Source organism: Flavobacteriaceae bacterium HL-DH10, from assembly GCA_031826515.1.
In the GTDB taxonomy this organism is placed as follows: domain Bacteria; phylum Bacteroidota; class Bacteroidia; order Flavobacteriales; family Flavobacteriaceae; genus Thalassobellus; species Thalassobellus suaedae.
Window position 1 is genome coordinate 3,353,165 of sequence record CP134536.1, and the last position, 14,320, is coordinate 3,367,484.

Annotated in this window: 14 protein-coding genes, 1 other RNA gene and 1 pseudogene; 10 read left to right on the forward strand and 6 right to left on the reverse strand. The window is 31.4% G+C overall.

The window, feature by feature from the left end; translation table 11 throughout:
- Nucleotides 1-29 precede the first annotated feature (29 nt).
- On the forward strand, nucleotides 30-1,274 hold the full coding sequence (gene rocD, locus RHP49_14200; protein ID WNH12038.1) for an ornithine--oxo-acid transaminase: 1,245 nt from the start codon (nucleotides 30-32) through the stop codon (nucleotides 1,272-1,274).
- A 74-nt stretch (nucleotides 1,275-1,348) separates the two neighbouring features.
- On the opposite strand, the pseudogene RHP49_14205 reads toward rocD, so the two are convergent.
- Both RHP49_14205 and RHP49_14210 read right to left on the reverse strand, forming a co-directional pair.
- Nucleotides 1,349-1,649 (reverse strand): annotated as a pseudogene (locus tag RHP49_14205) (CCC motif membrane protein).
- 43 nt (nucleotides 1,650-1,692) lie between these two features.
- Nucleotides 1,693-1,983, reverse strand: coding sequence for a DUF2752 domain-containing protein (locus RHP49_14210; protein WNH12039.1), 291 nt, complete (start codon nucleotides 1,981-1,983; stop codon nucleotides 1,693-1,695).
- A gap of 156 nt (nucleotides 1,984-2,139) precedes the next feature.
- On the opposite strand from RHP49_14210, the gene RHP49_14215 reads away from it, so the two are divergent.
- Both RHP49_14215 and RHP49_14220 read left to right on the forward strand, forming a co-directional pair.
- On the forward strand, nucleotides 2,140-2,337 hold the full coding sequence (locus RHP49_14215) for a hypothetical protein (protein ID WNH12040.1): 198 nt from the start codon (nucleotides 2,140-2,142) through the stop codon (nucleotides 2,335-2,337).
- Nucleotides 2,338-2,339: 2 nt separating this feature from the next.
- Nucleotides 2,340-2,882 (forward strand): DNA mismatch repair protein MutS, encoded by a 543-nt coding sequence (locus RHP49_14220; GenBank protein WNH12041.1) that lies wholly within the window; start codon nucleotides 2,340-2,342, stop codon nucleotides 2,880-2,882.
- A 9-nt stretch (nucleotides 2,883-2,891) separates the two neighbouring features.
- On the opposite strand, the gene RHP49_14225 is transcribed toward RHP49_14220, so the two are convergent.
- Nucleotides 2,892-3,815, reverse strand: coding sequence for a hypothetical protein (locus RHP49_14225; protein WNH12042.1), 924 nt, complete (start codon nucleotides 3,813-3,815; stop codon nucleotides 2,892-2,894).
- Nucleotides 3,816-3,916: 101 nt separating this feature from the next.
- Here RHP49_14225 and RHP49_14230 point away from each other — a divergent pair, with 101 nt between their 5' ends.
- Nucleotides 3,917-5,056, forward strand: coding sequence for a cysteine desulfurase family protein (locus tag RHP49_14230; GenBank protein WNH12043.1), 1,140 nt, complete (start codon nucleotides 3,917-3,919; stop codon nucleotides 5,054-5,056).
- A gap of 3 nt (nucleotides 5,057-5,059) precedes the next feature.
- Here the strand turns inward: RHP49_14230 and RHP49_14235 are convergent, their stop codons facing one another.
- Both RHP49_14235 and RHP49_14240 read right to left on the reverse strand, forming a co-directional pair.
- Nucleotides 5,060-7,522: a TonB-dependent receptor plug domain-containing protein gene (locus RHP49_14235; GenBank protein WNH12044.1), complete on the reverse strand. Its 2,463-nt coding sequence runs from the start codon at nucleotides 7,520-7,522 to the stop codon at nucleotides 5,060-5,062.
- Nucleotides 7,523-7,534: 12 nt separating this feature from the next.
- Nucleotides 7,535-9,223, reverse strand: coding sequence for a M23 family metallopeptidase (locus RHP49_14240; protein WNH12045.1), 1,689 nt, complete (start codon nucleotides 9,221-9,223; stop codon nucleotides 7,535-7,537).
- A 176-nt stretch (nucleotides 9,224-9,399) separates the two neighbouring features.
- Between RHP49_14240 and RHP49_14245 the strand changes: the two genes are divergently transcribed.
- The 4 genes from RHP49_14245 to rny all read left to right on the forward strand — a co-directional run bounded on the left by RHP49_14245 (nucleotide 9,400) and on the right by rny (nucleotide 11,794).
- Complete coding sequence (locus tag RHP49_14245) at nucleotides 9,400-9,690, forward strand: hypothetical protein (protein ID WNH12046.1); 291 nt, start codon at nucleotides 9,400-9,402, stop codon at nucleotides 9,688-9,690.
- A 15-nt stretch (nucleotides 9,691-9,705) separates the two neighbouring features.
- Nucleotides 9,706-9,999 (forward strand): cell division protein ZapA, encoded by a 294-nt coding sequence (locus RHP49_14250; GenBank protein WNH12047.1) that lies wholly within the window; start codon nucleotides 9,706-9,708, stop codon nucleotides 9,997-9,999.
- 57 nt (nucleotides 10,000-10,056) lie between these two features.
- Nucleotides 10,057-10,163: non-coding RNA, 6S RNA (ssrS, locus tag RHP49_14255), on the forward strand.
- A 56-nt stretch (nucleotides 10,164-10,219) separates the two neighbouring features.
- Complete coding sequence (rny, locus tag RHP49_14260; protein WNH12048.1) at nucleotides 10,220-11,794, forward strand: ribonuclease Y; 1,575 nt, start codon at nucleotides 10,220-10,222, stop codon at nucleotides 11,792-11,794.
- 147 nt (nucleotides 11,795-11,941) lie between these two features.
- Here rny and xerD read toward each other — a convergent pair whose 3' ends face one another.
- Nucleotides 11,942-12,838 carry a site-specific tyrosine recombinase XerD gene (gene xerD, locus RHP49_14265; GenBank protein WNH12049.1) on the reverse strand — a complete coding sequence of 299 codons (897 nt, stop codon included), beginning with the start codon at nucleotides 12,836-12,838 and terminating at the stop codon, nucleotides 11,942-11,944.
- A 174-nt stretch (nucleotides 12,839-13,012) separates the two neighbouring features.
- Between xerD and RHP49_14270 the strand changes: the two genes are divergently transcribed.
- Complete coding sequence (locus RHP49_14270; GenBank protein WNH12050.1) at nucleotides 13,013-13,633, forward strand: porin family protein; 621 nt, start codon at nucleotides 13,013-13,015, stop codon at nucleotides 13,631-13,633.
- 187 nt (nucleotides 13,634-13,820) lie between these two features.
- Nucleotides 13,821-14,246: a type II 3-dehydroquinate dehydratase gene (gene aroQ, locus RHP49_14275; protein ID WNH12051.1), complete on the forward strand. Its 426-nt coding sequence runs from the start codon at nucleotides 13,821-13,823 to the stop codon at nucleotides 14,244-14,246.
- The last annotated feature ends 74 nt before the right edge of the window (nucleotides 14,247-14,320 follow it).

Below are 14,320 nucleotides of genomic sequence, written 5' to 3' on the forward strand. Positions count from 1 at the left end.
GTTATTTTATTAATTAAAAATAAATAAAAATGGCTGTTTTAGAAAAATTAGATTCTCAGCAATTAATTGAATTAGAAAACAAGTATGGAGCTCATAACTATCATCCACTTCCAGTGGTTTTAAACCGGGGAGAAGGTGTGTATGTTTGGGATGTAGATGGTAAGCAATATTATGATTTTTTATCGGCTTATTCTGCTGTAAATCAAGGGCATTGTCATCCAAAAATTGTTAATGCTATGGTGGAACAAGCACAAACATTAACATTAACCTCTAGAGCTTTTTATAATGATATACTTGGTAAATACGAGAAATTTGCTTGCGAGTTTTTTGGATTTGATAAGTTGTTACCTATGAATACAGGGGCAGAGGCTGTAGAAACCGCTTTGAAACTTTGTAGAAAATGGGCTTATGAAGTAAAAGGTATTGATGAAAATAAAGCTGAAATTATTGTTTGTGAAAACAATTTTCACGGACGAACAACAACCATTATTTCTTTTAGTAATGATCCTGTGGCTCGTAAAAATTTCGGCCCATTTACTAGCGGATTTATTAAAATTGAATACAATGATTTAGAAGCTTTAAAAGAAGCTTTAGAAAGCAATCCAAATGTATCAGGATTTTTAGTAGAGCCTATACAAGGGGAAGCGGGTGTTTATGTGCCAAGTGAAAATTATTTAGTAAAAGCCAAAGCACTTTGCGAACAATTTAATGTGTTGTTTATTGCAGATGAGGTACAGACTGGTATTGCTAGAACAGGAAAGTTATTAGCGGTAGATCATGAAAATGTAAAACCAGATATTTTAATACTTGGTAAAGCCATAAGTGGAGGAGTCTATCCTGTAAGTGCTGTTTTAGCAAATAATAACGTTATGCAAGTTATTAAACCAGGAAATCATGGTAGTACTTTTGGTGGTAATCCTGTTGCTGCAGCTGTTGCTATTGCGGCTTTAGAAGTTGTAAGAGATGAGAAGTTAGCAGAAAACGCCGAGTTACTTGGTGAGTTATTCAGAAGTGAATTAAATAGTTATATAGAAACAAGTAATATTGCTAAATTAGTTAGAGGCAAAGGGTTGCTTAATGCTATTGTTATTAATGATTCAGAAGATAGTGATACGGCTTGGAATATATGTTTAGCCTTGCGAGATAATGGTTTGTTAGCGAAACCAACGCATGGTAATATTATTCGATTTGCACCACCTTTAGTAATGACTAAAAAACAATTATTAGATTGTGTTAGTATTATTATAAATACATTGAAACAATTTGAAGAGTAGAATGTTTTCTTAGTATAGAATAACAAAGCGACCACTTGGTCGCTTTGTTTATTTATAAGTAATCGAAAATCGGATTATTGTCCAATAAATTCTCTCATTCTTTCTTGCAACAATTCTTGGTCTTGTAATGCTTCAAATCCAAACATCGCAATCATTGCAATAACAAATATGATGTATAATAGACTTAAAACAATGCCAATTATAGCTAATATTTTACCTGTTTTTACATTTTGGATTCCAGTATATAATTCTGGGTTTTCAGCATAAATTTGTGTCGCTTTTTTTAGCTAAAACGATAGCTACTATACCAAGTGCCAACCCTATAATACCATAGCAACAACAAGTAACTATTGATAATATTCCGAAAACTAAAATAAGTGTTGCATTAGGTAATTTTTGTTGTTACATATTTGTGTTATTAATTGATTAAAAATGTTTTTATTATAAAACTCCCTATTATTATAACAGCATTTAATACCGCCAAAATAAGAATTGTTTTATGACCATATTTATAATTTTTAAAAGTATTTAGGGCAATAAATCCAAATAGAAGTATTAAAGTATAAATAGCAGGGTACATATAAAATGCGTCAACAAACTCGCCTTTAATCACTAAAAGTCCAGATCGTTGCATGCCACACCCCATGCATTCTATTCCAAAAAATTTTTTATTTAAGCAAGGTAGCATGTATTCTTCTGGAGATTGCAATTGTAATAGTTATTAGTTTCAACAAATTTAAAAAATAAACATAAGTCAAAACCTACTATTGGTTTTTTATTTTAAACCATACCCTTCTTTAATTTACAGTTAGTTTATTTTGATTTATTTAGTTTAATTTAGCAGTCTAAATTATAAATATAACTCATGAAATATTTAAACTATTTATTAATAATTATTGGGGCATTTGTAGCCATGTATGGTAAAAGTGGTTTAGAACAAAATCAGTATGTTTTAATAGGTGGTATTGTTTTGCTTATGATTGGTGTTTATAGATTGTCAAAAACGATTCCAAGTAAAAATGATGAAGATGAAGATGCTGTTGATGATGGTAAAAATAATTAGTTATGGTTTTTAAAATAGGAGATCATGTGATGGTTTTAGATGAGAACATGTCTGGTGTGGTTAAGAACATTGTTGGAACTTCTATTTCTATAGAAACTGAAGATGGTTTCTTGTTGGATTTTAAAAGTGATGAACTTATAAAGGATACTTCAAAAAGTATTTTGAAGAAAGCGAGGATATCTAATACTGCTATTTCAGAAAAAGAGCAGCCAACTAGAAAGCAACAAAAACGTATAAAAGCTAAAGATAGGTTTGAACCTACTATGGAAGTAGATTTACATATTAATCAGTTGGTAAAATCATCAAGAGGCATGTCTAATCATGATATGTTAACCCTTCAATTAGATACAGCAAGACACAAGCTAGATTGGGCAATATCTAAACGTATTCAGAAAATTGTTTTTATTCACGGCGTAGGTGAAGGTGTTCTTAAAATTGAGTTAGAATATTTGTTTGGACGTTATAATAACATAAAATTTTATGATGCCAACTACCAAAAATATGGTTTAGGAGCTACCGAAGTTTATGTTTACCAAAATGTTTAATTGAGAATACTATTTGGTAATAGTTCTAGAGTATGTACCAAAATCAAGAAAATCGCTTTGTATAGTGCCTAGATCAAAATCTAATAACGTTATAGAAACTGTTATCGTTCTTTTGTAGGAGTTAGAAAGTAGCGATCCACTAGGAAATGAATCTTTAGCGTCTTTATCTAAATATCTAGCAATTTGAACTGGTAAAGTTTCATCAGTATCGTTAAGTAGATTGGAATCTCCATTTTCATCTTCATTTATGGTATTTACACCATCTCCATCATCGTCAACATCTAAATAATTAGGGATACCATCACCATCAGTATCTAAGGCGTCATCAATATTACCATCACCATTTTCATCTGGTTTTTCTAAAGATGTTTTTACATTGTCGTTATCATCATCTTCATCAAGATAATCAGGAATGCCATCACCATCAGTATCTTGCGCATCTGAAAAATCACCATCACCATTAGGGTCTTGATTTTCTAGTTCACTAGAAACACCATCACCATCATCATCAGTAAAAGTTGATAAAAAATTAACTTTAGCACCAGAAGCGGCATTATAATCATTTGTAATATTAGTTTCTGAACCTGGAATGTCCTGGCAAATTAAATCGCTAGGATCTCCGTCATAAGTTCTGTAGTTAAAAACAATACTAGAACCATTTACTACAAGTGTTTTTTCAGTATTAGCTACTGTTGGATTAAATATGTCACTATTATTTGCAAATGGAAATAATAGAATAAGCGATTCATATGGGTCTTTGTGTGTATCATATAAAACATAGTTATCTCCATTAACAAATTTGTCAATATTTCCTTCTCGACATAACTCTAAGGTTTTGTCAAAATCAAATTCAACTGTAATAATATCGCCATCATCACAAGTGTAAAAACTTAATAAACTTAAAGGAAGAAGGATATAAAATAACTTACGCATTTGTATTCGGGTTTTAGGCAAAAATAAAGGAATTGTTATTTATAACGTACTATATTAATAATAATTTTATTTCAAGTATTTTTGTGCTTTAAAACAAAGAGATGAATCAAGTGTATTTTGATAATGCTGCTACTACTCAGATACGAGATGAGGTGATTACTGCTATGACAGAAGTTATGAAAAATTACTATGGTAATGCTTCTTCTTCACATAGTTTTGGTAGGTCGTCAAAAGTTCTAATTGAAAAATCAAGAAAGCTTATTGCGAGTTGTTTAAATGTTTCGGCAGGTGAAATATTTTTTACTGGAGGTGGTACAGAAGCTGATAATTTAATATTAAATAGTGCTGTTAGAGATTTGGGTGTTCAACACATTATAATTTCAAAAATCGAGCATCATGCTGTTCTACATACTGTCGATCAATTGCAGAAGGAATATGATATAGATGTTAGCTATGTAAATTTAGATAAAAAAGGTGATGTAGATTATTTGCATTTGGAGACTTTGTTGCAAAAAGAAGAGAAAACATTGGTTAGCTTAATGCATATAAATAATGAAATAGGAAATGTATTAGATATAAAACGTGTTGGTGATTTGTGTCAAGCGAATAATGCTTTATTTCATAGCGATGCAGTGCAGTCTGTTGGGCATTATAAAATAGATTTACAAGAGGTGCAAGTTGATTTTTTAGCAGCATCAGCACATAAATTTCATGGGCCAAAAGGCGTTGGTTTTGCTTTTGTTAGAAAAAACACAGGTTTAAAACCTTTAATTTTTGGAGGCGAGCAGGAGCGTGGACTTCGTGCTGGTACAGAAAGTGTGCATAATATAGTTGGACTTGAAATTGCTTTGAAAATTGCCAATAATAATTTTGAAGAAGAAGAGGCGTACGTAAAAAGCATAAAACAATATTTTATAGATTCTGTAACTAAACATATTCCTGAAGCAACATTTAATGGGCAATCGGACGATTTAGAAAAGAGTAGTTATGCCTTGGTAAATATTTGTTTGCCTGTGCCTCCTAAGAAATCTGCAATGTTATTATTTCAATTAGATTTGAAAGGAATAGCATGTTCAAAAGGAAGTGCTTGTCAAAGCGGGAGCTCTCAAAACTCGCATGTATTAGCTGAAATCTTAACGGATGAAGATTTAGAAAAACCATCTGTCAGGTTTTCATTTAGTATTTATAATACTAAAGAAGAAGTTGATTATGTTATAAGAGTATTAAAGGAATTTATTTAATAATTAAAACTTCATAGTCGTTCTTATATTAAAAACACGAGGCGTTAAATAATTGGGTATGGCGTATTGACGTTTGCTATAAACATCTCTAACCCAAGTGTTGGTAATGGAGTTTTGTGCATCAAACATATTGAATATTTCAAATCCAAAGGATAGTGCTTTAAATGGTTTTTTCCAACCGCTTTTAAATTGTTTTTTATCATCTACAATTACAAACTGTAACCCTAAATCGGCTCTTTTGTAGTCTGGTAATCTGTTTTGATAGTCGTAAGGGTCCACATAGCTAGGAGAGCCTCCAGGTAGCCCTGTGTTATAAACCAAATTCAAATACATTTTCATGTTTGGAACACTAGGTACATAATCTTGAAATAAGGCCGCAAACTTTAAACGTTGATCTGTTGGTCTAGCGATATAACCTCTGTTGTCAATATTTTCTTCATTTTTTAAATACCCAAAACTAAACCAGGATTCTGTGCCTGGAACAAATTCGCCATTCAATCTCATATCTAAGCCATAGGCACGAGCTTCTGCATTATTATTGGCACTGTACCGAATACGAACATTTTCAAGTGTATATGGATTTACATCAGTTAAACCTTTATAATAAAGTTCGGTTGTTAGCTTAAATGGTCTATCCCACATTTTAAAACTGTAATCGTTTCCTAATACAATATGAAACGATTTTTGAGCTTTGACATTGGGTTGTACTATACCATTAGCATCACGTAATTCTCTGTAAAAAGGAGGTTGATAGTATAAGCCTGTTGAAATTCGAAACAGCATATCTTTTTCCCAATAAGGTTTTATTGTGAATTGTGCACGCGGACTAAAAACAGTTTGGTTTGATGACGCAATGCCATCGCCGGTAACAGACCAATTGTGTACTCTAACACCTGCATTATACCAAACATCACTTGTGCCTAAAGTTGATCGTTTACTCCATTGCGCGTAAGCTTGTAATCGGTTTATTTGGGTATTGTTTGTTGTACGAACATTATTAAACGCTTCTAAAGGACCGCTATATGGTGTGTACGGCTGCTCGTTTGTAAGGACTGTTTTTGGTGGTCTGATTGAAAATCCAGCCGAATCAATAACTTCCCATTCAACTAAGCGGTCGCGAATATCTTCATTAGTATATTTTACAGACCATTCAATACGGTTATCATCAATTTTTAAATGGCCTTTGTGCTCAATATTAGTTATAAGTGCATCTAAGTCGTTACGTCCATGATTTAATTGGCTGCCAACGCCTTCACTAAATTCAACTTCACCTAAATTTTCTTCACCAATATTAGTGTTTACTTCTCCAAGTCTGTATTGAGCTAAAATATCAAAATACTCTTCTTCTGTAGTGTGATATGTTGATGTAATTAAATCAAGCGATAAATTGTCATTAGCAAAATAGGAGCCTTTAAAAGCTCCAAATAAAGTTTGGTATTGGTCTTTTTCTTGTCCTTCGTAAAAAATAAGCAGTGCAATAGGTTCGCTAAGTGTTCCAAAATTGGTTTGTCTTGTTTGTGGCTGGTAATTATATTTATTGAAGGACGCATTTCCTAAAAAACTTAAATGAAATTTATTTGAAAATTTATACGTGAAATACCCTTGAGCATCAGCAAACGATGGGGTGAAATTGGTTTCTGTTTCTTTAGCATTAACCAGTAGGCTATTATCTCGGTAACGAACACCAACGATTCCTGAAAATTTTGAATCTTTACTTATGTTTTCTACAGAAAGACTACCTCCTAATAAACTTAAATCGGCATTGACTTCAAACTTATAAGGTGTTTTATAAGTGATATCTAAAACCGAAGATAACTTATCGCCATATTTAGCTTGAAATCCACCTGCTGAAAAGTCGACGTTTTGAACCAAATTTGTATTTACAAAACTCAATCCTTCTTGCTGACCCGAACGCACTAAAAACGGACGATACACTTCTATATCGTTTACATACACTAGATTTTCATCATAATTTCCCCCACGAACATTGTATTGTGTACTTAACTCATTATTGTTACTAACTCCGGGAAGTGTTAATAATAAGTTTTCAACACCTGCGTTAGCGCCAGGTATTTTTCTTATGGTTTCAGGCTTTAATGTAATAACGCCTTCAACATCTTTTCTTCGGTTGCTATTTACAATTACGGTTGCTATTTGCTCAATAGATGTACTCATTACTGGGTTGAACTCTATGGTTTCCCCATTTTTTAAATGAAAAGTGCTTATAATTTTTTTAAATGATATATGCGTGAATTCAACGGTGATATCCTGATTTGCCGGAATAGTAATAATGTAAAATCCATTGCTATTGGTTTTTGTGCCATCAGCTCCAGCTTTTATATTTATATTAGAAATCGGGAAGTTATCGGCATCTAAAATAATACCCTGGATGGTACCAGTTTGAGAATAACCTATATAAAATATTGATAAAAATAATACAGTGAAAAGTGAGAATTTTGTTTTCAAATGGTTTGTGCTTTATTTTCTGTAAAATAACGTTTCAAAAGTAGAATTATTTCCAACATTATCAGTAACAATTACCTTTAAATTATTCTTGGTGTCGGTTATAAGGCCATCATTAAAATCGTGAGTCAGTGTTTTTGTTTTGTAATCATATTCCATTAAAATCCATTTTCCATTAACAGTAGCCCTGTAATTAGAAATCCCCGAATCTTTATCGTCAATTTTAATTTTTAAATAGCGATACTTACTAAGCCATTGGCCATTCTTAAAATTAATAGGCAAAATAGTTGGTTTTATATTATCAGTAGCGAGTGTGTATGTTCCAAGTATTTTTGTGTTAGTTGTTAAAAGATTTCCTTTTCTTTTTGTATTAGAATAGATAGGGTATTTATTATAGCCTATTAAACGAGCGATATATAATTTTTGCTTGTCTTCATCATTATATTTACTAATATCAAAAGCTATATTAAAACTTTTTTTAGCTGCTATGGTGTTTTTATGAAGTGTTAAGGTGTCATTTTTTACTTCAAAATCTAAATAGAAATCATCATAAAAAGTGTCTTTATAAAAATTGACAGCAATATTTTCTTTTTTTAAGTTAACGGTTTGGTCCGTTTTTATAAAATATGGCGTTGTTTCTTTATGTTCTATAGTTTCAATAATGCTATTTTTTGTGCCTTTTATATTAATGGTAACCCAAGATTCATTGTTTTTATAATCGGCTACTCTAATTTTATAAACGGAATAAGTACTGTCTTCAATATTTAAGAACCCATTATTTAAAACAGGCTTAAGTAGGCTTAACGGATTATTCTTTTTAAATAATTTTTGGATACGTTGTTTTTTAGTGGTGTAAATTTCGTAATCAATTAATTGATTAATATGTTTTGTTTCATCAAAAGAAAATCTTTTAAAATCTATCTCAAAATTTTTGTTTCCATTTACTAAGGTTTGAATATTATAAACACCATTAGAATTTGCCGCTAGGTCTTGCCTGTCGTTTGTTTCAACTCCAAATCCAATATGCCCATAAGCTTCCATGTTTTTAATTACATAATTACCATTTTCAATAGGAATTAAGTTTAGTTTTTGTTTGGTGTTCGATTTGTTTACAAAAGAATTGGCATCAATAGGGTAAGCATAAATAGATTTAATAATTGGAGCTATATTATCTTCTACGTTAATTCCAAATAGCATGGGATTCATAGGGCGTTCAGCCTTGTCTCTAATCTCAAAGTGTAAATGTGGTCCGCCAGATCCTCCAGAGTTTCCGCTATACGCAATTAAGCTGTCTTTTGTAATAGGTAATGTTGCTGAAGAAGGAAATAATTCTATTTGATAGGATTCTTTTTCATATTGATGCTTTTTAATATAAGCTTCAATTTCAGGAGAAAATTTTTGTAAATGACCGTAAACACTTGTGTAACCATTAGGATGGGTTATATATAATGCTTTTCCATAGCCAAAATGAGATATTTTTATTCGGCTAACATAGCCATTTGCAATAGCTTTCACTTTTAAACCAACGCGTTGTTGTGTTTTTATATCTAATCCAGAATGAAAATGGTTAGAGCGTAATTCAGCAAATGTACCAGAAAGTATAAGCGGAACCTCTAATGGGCTGCTAAAGTAATCTTGTGGATAATTATTTTGAGCACCTAAAAGTGATGAGGAAATAAAAAGAACAAAAAGGATTAATCGCATAAGTAAGTATAAGTGCTAAAATATTAATTTGATATGAGAACGCAAAGAATAAAACAAAAATCAAGCCATTGTATTGAGTATGAGGAATAATACTTTAATTTGAAATTTTATGAAAAAACAATTGTAATTTATCTTTAGGTATGTTAACTTTGTGAGATAAGTATTGAAATTTGTAAATGAGTAATATTGAAGATATTGTAGATTCATTAGAAAACAAAATTAGCAAAGTATTACACAAACTAGAGCTTTTAAAGCAAGCTAATCTTAAATTAAGTGAAGAATTAGAAGTTTCAAAGAAAGAAATTCAGAACCAAAAATCGCATATAGCAACTTGGGAAGAAAAGTATGAAGCTCTAAAAATTGCAAATTCAATACTGGGTAGTGACGATAATAAAAGAGATACTAAGCTTAAAATAAATGCATTAATTAGAGATATAGATCATTGTATTGGTCAACTTTCTGAATAAGGCAACAAAAATTCAATGTCAGAAAAGCTTAAAATAAAGTTGTCTATAGGTAATAGGGTATATCCATTAACTATTGAAGCGAGTCAAGAAGAAGGACTCCGTAAAGCGGCCAAAAACATTGAAGTTATGATTAAACAATTTGAGCAAAGTTATTCTGTTCGAGATAAACAAGATGTATTAGCCATGTGTGCTTTACAATTTGCATCTCAAGTAGAGCAGAAGTCTATAGATAAAGAAAATGTAAATGAGCATGTTGAAGAAAAGCTAAATGCTTTAAATGATTTGTTACATTCTTATTTAGTCTCTTAATACGTTCTTTAAAATAAACTAAAAGTTACTGCCTACATTGGTTATTTTTTTTGATAAACTCAACGTTAATTCTTTAAAAAGGGTGAGTTTAAGTTGTAAAAGCAGGCTGCCTTGAGCAGATCCTTGATCAGCTTGTTAGCCCTAAACTTGTTTTTAAGGAGTTTATACAAAACTTTATACTGGTGTAGGCTTTTTTATATATACAAATCAACAAAACTCGATGGATAACTCAATTATATTTGCAGTAGGCGGTGTCATTTTAGGATTAATTATTGGCTTTATTATAGCTAAAACACTTGAAAAGAATAATGCTTCAAAACTTGTAAAAGAAGCAAAAAAAAATGCAGCTTTAGTACTTAAAGAAGCTAATAGCGAAGGTGAATCAATTAAAAAAGATAAGATACTTCAGGCTAAAGAAAAGTTTTTAGAACTTAAATCGGAACACGAAAAAGTGATTCTTTCTCGTGATAAAAAAATGGCTGAAGCCGAAAAGCGTACTCGTGATAAAGAATCACAAGTTTCTAGTGAACTTTCAAAAACAACGAGACTCAATCAAAGTTTAGATAGTAAAATTAAGGACTATGATCATAGAATTGATGTCCTTGAAAAGAAGCAAGAAGAGATAGATAAGCTTCATAAAAATCAAGTGCAACAGTTAGAGGTTATTTCAAGTCTTTCTGCAGAAGAAGCCAAAGAACAATTAGTAGAATCTTTAAAAGGTGAAGCTAAAAATGATGCGATGGCATTTATTCAAAGTGCTGCAGAAGAAGCTAAATTAACAGCAGAACAAGATGCTAAGAAAATTATTATTAATACGATTCAGCGTATAGGAACAGAAGAAGCGGTAGATAACTGTGTATCTGTTTTTAATATTGAATCGGATGATGTAAAAGGTCGTATTATAGGTCGTGAAGGACGAAATATTCGTGCTATTGAAGCGGCTACCGGTGTTGAGATTATTGTTGATGATACACCAGAAGCTATTATCTTGTCGTGTTTTGATTCTGTGCGTAGAGAAATTGCTCGTTTGTCATTACACAAATTAGTAACTGATGGTAGAATTCACCCTGCGAGAATTGAAGAGGTTGTTAAAAAGACTCAAAAACAAATAGAGCAGGAGATTATTGAAGTAGGTAAACGTACCGTTATAGATTTAGGAATTCATAATTTACATCCCGAACTTATAAAGATGGTTGGCCGCATGAAGTATCGTTCTTCTTACGGACAAAACTTATTACAACACTCACGTGAAGTAGCTAAACTTTGTGGCGTTATGGCAGCCGAATTAGGTTTAAATCCAAAATTAGCAAAACGAGCTGGTTTGTTACATGATATAGGAAAAGTACCAGATGCGGAAGCCGATATGGAAACACCTCACGCTATTTTAGGAATGCAGTGGGCTGAGAAATACGGTGAAAAAGATGAAGTATGTAATGCTATTGGAGCTCACCATGATGAAGTTGAAATGAAATTTTTAATTTCTCCAGTTATTCAAGTTTGTGATGCTATTTCTGGTGCACGTCCAGGAGCTCGTCGTCAAGTTTTAGATAGTTATATTCAACGTTTAAAAGACTTAGAAGATATTGCTTTTGGATTTACAGGCGTTAAAAAAGCATATGCTATTCAAGCGGGTAGAGAACTACGTGTTATTGTTGAAAGTGAAAAAGTAGACGACCAAAAAGCAGCCGATTTATCATTTAGTATATCTCAAAAAGTACAGACAGACATGACTTATCCAGGTCAGGTTAAAGTAACTGTTATTAGAGAGACAAGAGCAGTTAATATAGCTAAATAATTATTATTCCTGCTACAGGAGGAATCTCATAAATATAAAAATCCAGCGTCAGCTGGATTTTTTAGTTTTGCTAACTGCTAACTGCTAACTGCTAACTGCTAACTGCTAACTGCTAACTGCTAACTGCTAACTGCTAACTGCTAACTGTTATTTCCTAGGATGAAATTTTTCAACAACTTTAGTCAAATGACTTTTATCTAAATGCACGTATATTTCGGTTGTGGTAATGCTTTCATGTCCGAGCATGAGTTGAATAGAGCGTAAATCGGCATCGTTTTGTAATAAATGTGTAGCAAAGGAATGCCGGAAAGTGTGAGGAGAAATGCTCTTTTTTAGTCCGATTTTTTCTGCTAATTGTTTGATGATAGTAAAAATCATGGCTCTGGTTAATTGTTTGCCACGGCGGTTCAAAAATAAAGTATCTTCAAATCCAGCTTGAATATTTATATGATTGCGAATCTCAGTTCTATATATGTTTATGAATTTTTGAGTAATTTCAACAATAGGTACAAATCGTTGTTTATCTCCTTTTCCAGTGACTTTAATAAAACCTTCGTCAAAAAATAAATCAGATAGTTTTAAATTTATTAATTCGCTAACACGTAAACCACATCCATATAAGGTTTCAAGTATAGCACGATTACGTTCACCTTCAGGTTTACTTAAATCGATAGCGCAAATAAGGCTATCAATTTCTTCTTCAGATAGGGTATCTGGGAGTTTTCTACCTATTTTAGGAGATTCTATTAATTCTAAAGGATTTGATGCTCTGTAATCTTCGAAAACTAGATAGCTAAAAAAACTGCGTAATCCAGAAATTAAACGAGATTGAGAACGTGCATTTACATTTTTAGCGACTTCATAAATAAACTGCTGGATGATATCTGGTGTTATTTTAATAGGAGATATGCTCATGTTATTAATTTCTAAATAGGAAATTAATTTTTTTACATCGAGAGCATAATTCTCAATGGAATTTTTAGATAGTCCACGTTCTATCTTTAAATATAATTGATAGTCCTTAAGTGCATTTTGCCAATTCATGAAAGTAAAAGTAGGGTAAATTCAGATAACCTCTATAATATACATAAAGCATTTTTTGTATAAAAATGAATTGCCAATACTAAAAATGAAACTGATAATTATCATTTACTGCGTTCTAATTAAATGTTAAAATTGTATAGAGCATAATATTAACTAGTTAAAAACCATTTAATTATGAAAAAAATTATTCTTATTGCAATTTTGATTGTTTACAGTTTTACAGTCAGTGCACAAAATAAATTAGAAAACTCAACAGGTGTCATTTTTGGAGTTAAAGCAGGTGTGAACTTTGCAACTATAACAGGAGATGATACAGAAGATGTTGATACTCGAACTTCATTTCACGTAGGAGTTGTTGTGGAAATGGAGATTTTTGATAAATTTTCATTTCAACCAGAAATATTATACTCTTCACAAGGCGCTAAGGGTTCTTCTGATGGTATGGATATGGAAATCAAATATGACTATTTAAATATTCCTTTATTGGTTAAATATTATTTAGCGGAAGGTTTTAGTATAGAAGGAGGGCCACAAGTCGGAATTTTATTATCAGCAGATGGTAAAGCTTCAGGAATATCTGTTGATATAAAAGATATAACTAAAGATATTGATTTTAGTTTAGATCTTGGTTTAGGCTATATTCTTGAAAATGGTTTAAATTTTGCAGCTCGATATAATTTTGGAATTTCAAATATTAACGATAATAATGGGACAATAATGGGTACTGAATTCGATTTTGGAGATGTGAAAAATTATAATGGGGTATTCCAGCTATCAGTCGGATATATGTTTTAAATTAAATTGATATTTAAAATGGAAAGGGAAGCACTAAGTGTTTCCTTTTTTTAGTTATGGTCATTATCTTTATAGGGTATTTTGTTTTTTTAAATTTTTTAATTTAAAAATAATCAGACACCTATAACAGTTATCTTAAAGAATGTTAATTAGAACGTTTCATTGTGTTTTTTTATATATTTACACAATGAAAAAACTAATCATAATCAACGGCCCCAACCTAAATTTATTAGGAAAAAGAGAACCAAATATTTACGGAAGTTTATCTTTTACAGAGTTTTTAGATGAAGTAGTTGGAAAATACCCAGATGCAGATATAGATTATTTTCAATCTAATATAGAAGGAGAACTTATTGATAAGTTACATGAAGTAGGATTTAGTTATGATGGTATTATATTAAATGCTGCAGCTTATACGCATACTTCTATAGGTATTGGAGATGCTGTTAAAGCTATTGAAACCCCTGTTGTAGAGGTACATATTTCTAATACGTTTAATAGAGAAGAATTTAGACATCAATCATTTATTTCACCAAATGCTAAAGGTGTTATATTAGGTTTTGGTTTACAAAGTTATGAGTTGGCCATTCAAAGTTTTATATGCCGCACTTAGCCTCATCAAAAGGGAGGGAGTTTTACTCATGTGAAAATAAAGTGCGCTTAAAGTTATTTTAAATTATATATAAA

Excerpts from the sequence above, each read along its gene's own strand:
- RHP49_14245 (WNH12046.1), top strand. The coding sequence starts at position 9,400 with ATGAGTAATATTGAAGATATTGTAGATTCATTAGAAAACAAAATTAGC.
- rny (WNH12048.1), top strand. The coding sequence starts at position 10,220 with ATGGATAACTCAATTATATTTGCAGTAGGCGGTGTCATTTTAGGATTA.
- rocD (WNH12038.1), top strand. The coding sequence starts at position 30 with ATGGCTGTTTTAGAAAAATTAGATTCTCAGCAATTAATTGAATTAGAA.
- RHP49_14240 (WNH12045.1), bottom strand. The coding sequence starts at position 9,223 with ATGCGATTAATCCTTTTTGTTCTTTTTATTTCCTCATCACTTTTAGGT.
- RHP49_14220 (WNH12041.1), top strand. The coding sequence starts at position 2,340 with ATGGTTTTTAAAATAGGAGATCATGTGATGGTTTTAGATGAGAACATG.
- RHP49_14215 (WNH12040.1), top strand. The coding sequence starts at position 2,140 with ATGAAATATTTAAACTATTTATTAATAATTATTGGGGCATTTGTAGCC.
- RHP49_14230 (WNH12043.1), top strand. The coding sequence starts at position 3,917 with ATGAATCAAGTGTATTTTGATAATGCTGCTACTACTCAGATACGAGAT.
- xerD (WNH12049.1), bottom strand. The coding sequence starts at position 12,838 with ATGAATTGGCAAAATGCACTTAAGGACTATCAATTATATTTAAAGATA.
- aroQ (WNH12051.1), top strand. The coding sequence starts at position 13,821 with ATGAAAAAACTAATCATAATCAACGGCCCCAACCTAAATTTATTAGGA.
- RHP49_14270 (WNH12050.1), top strand. The coding sequence starts at position 13,013 with ATGAAAAAAATTATTCTTATTGCAATTTTGATTGTTTACAGTTTTACA.
- RHP49_14250 (WNH12047.1), top strand. The coding sequence starts at position 9,706 with ATGTCAGAAAAGCTTAAAATAAAGTTGTCTATAGGTAATAGGGTATAT.
- RHP49_14225 (WNH12042.1), bottom strand. The coding sequence starts at position 3,815 with ATGCGTAAGTTATTTTATATCCTTCTTCCTTTAAGTTTATTAAGTTTT.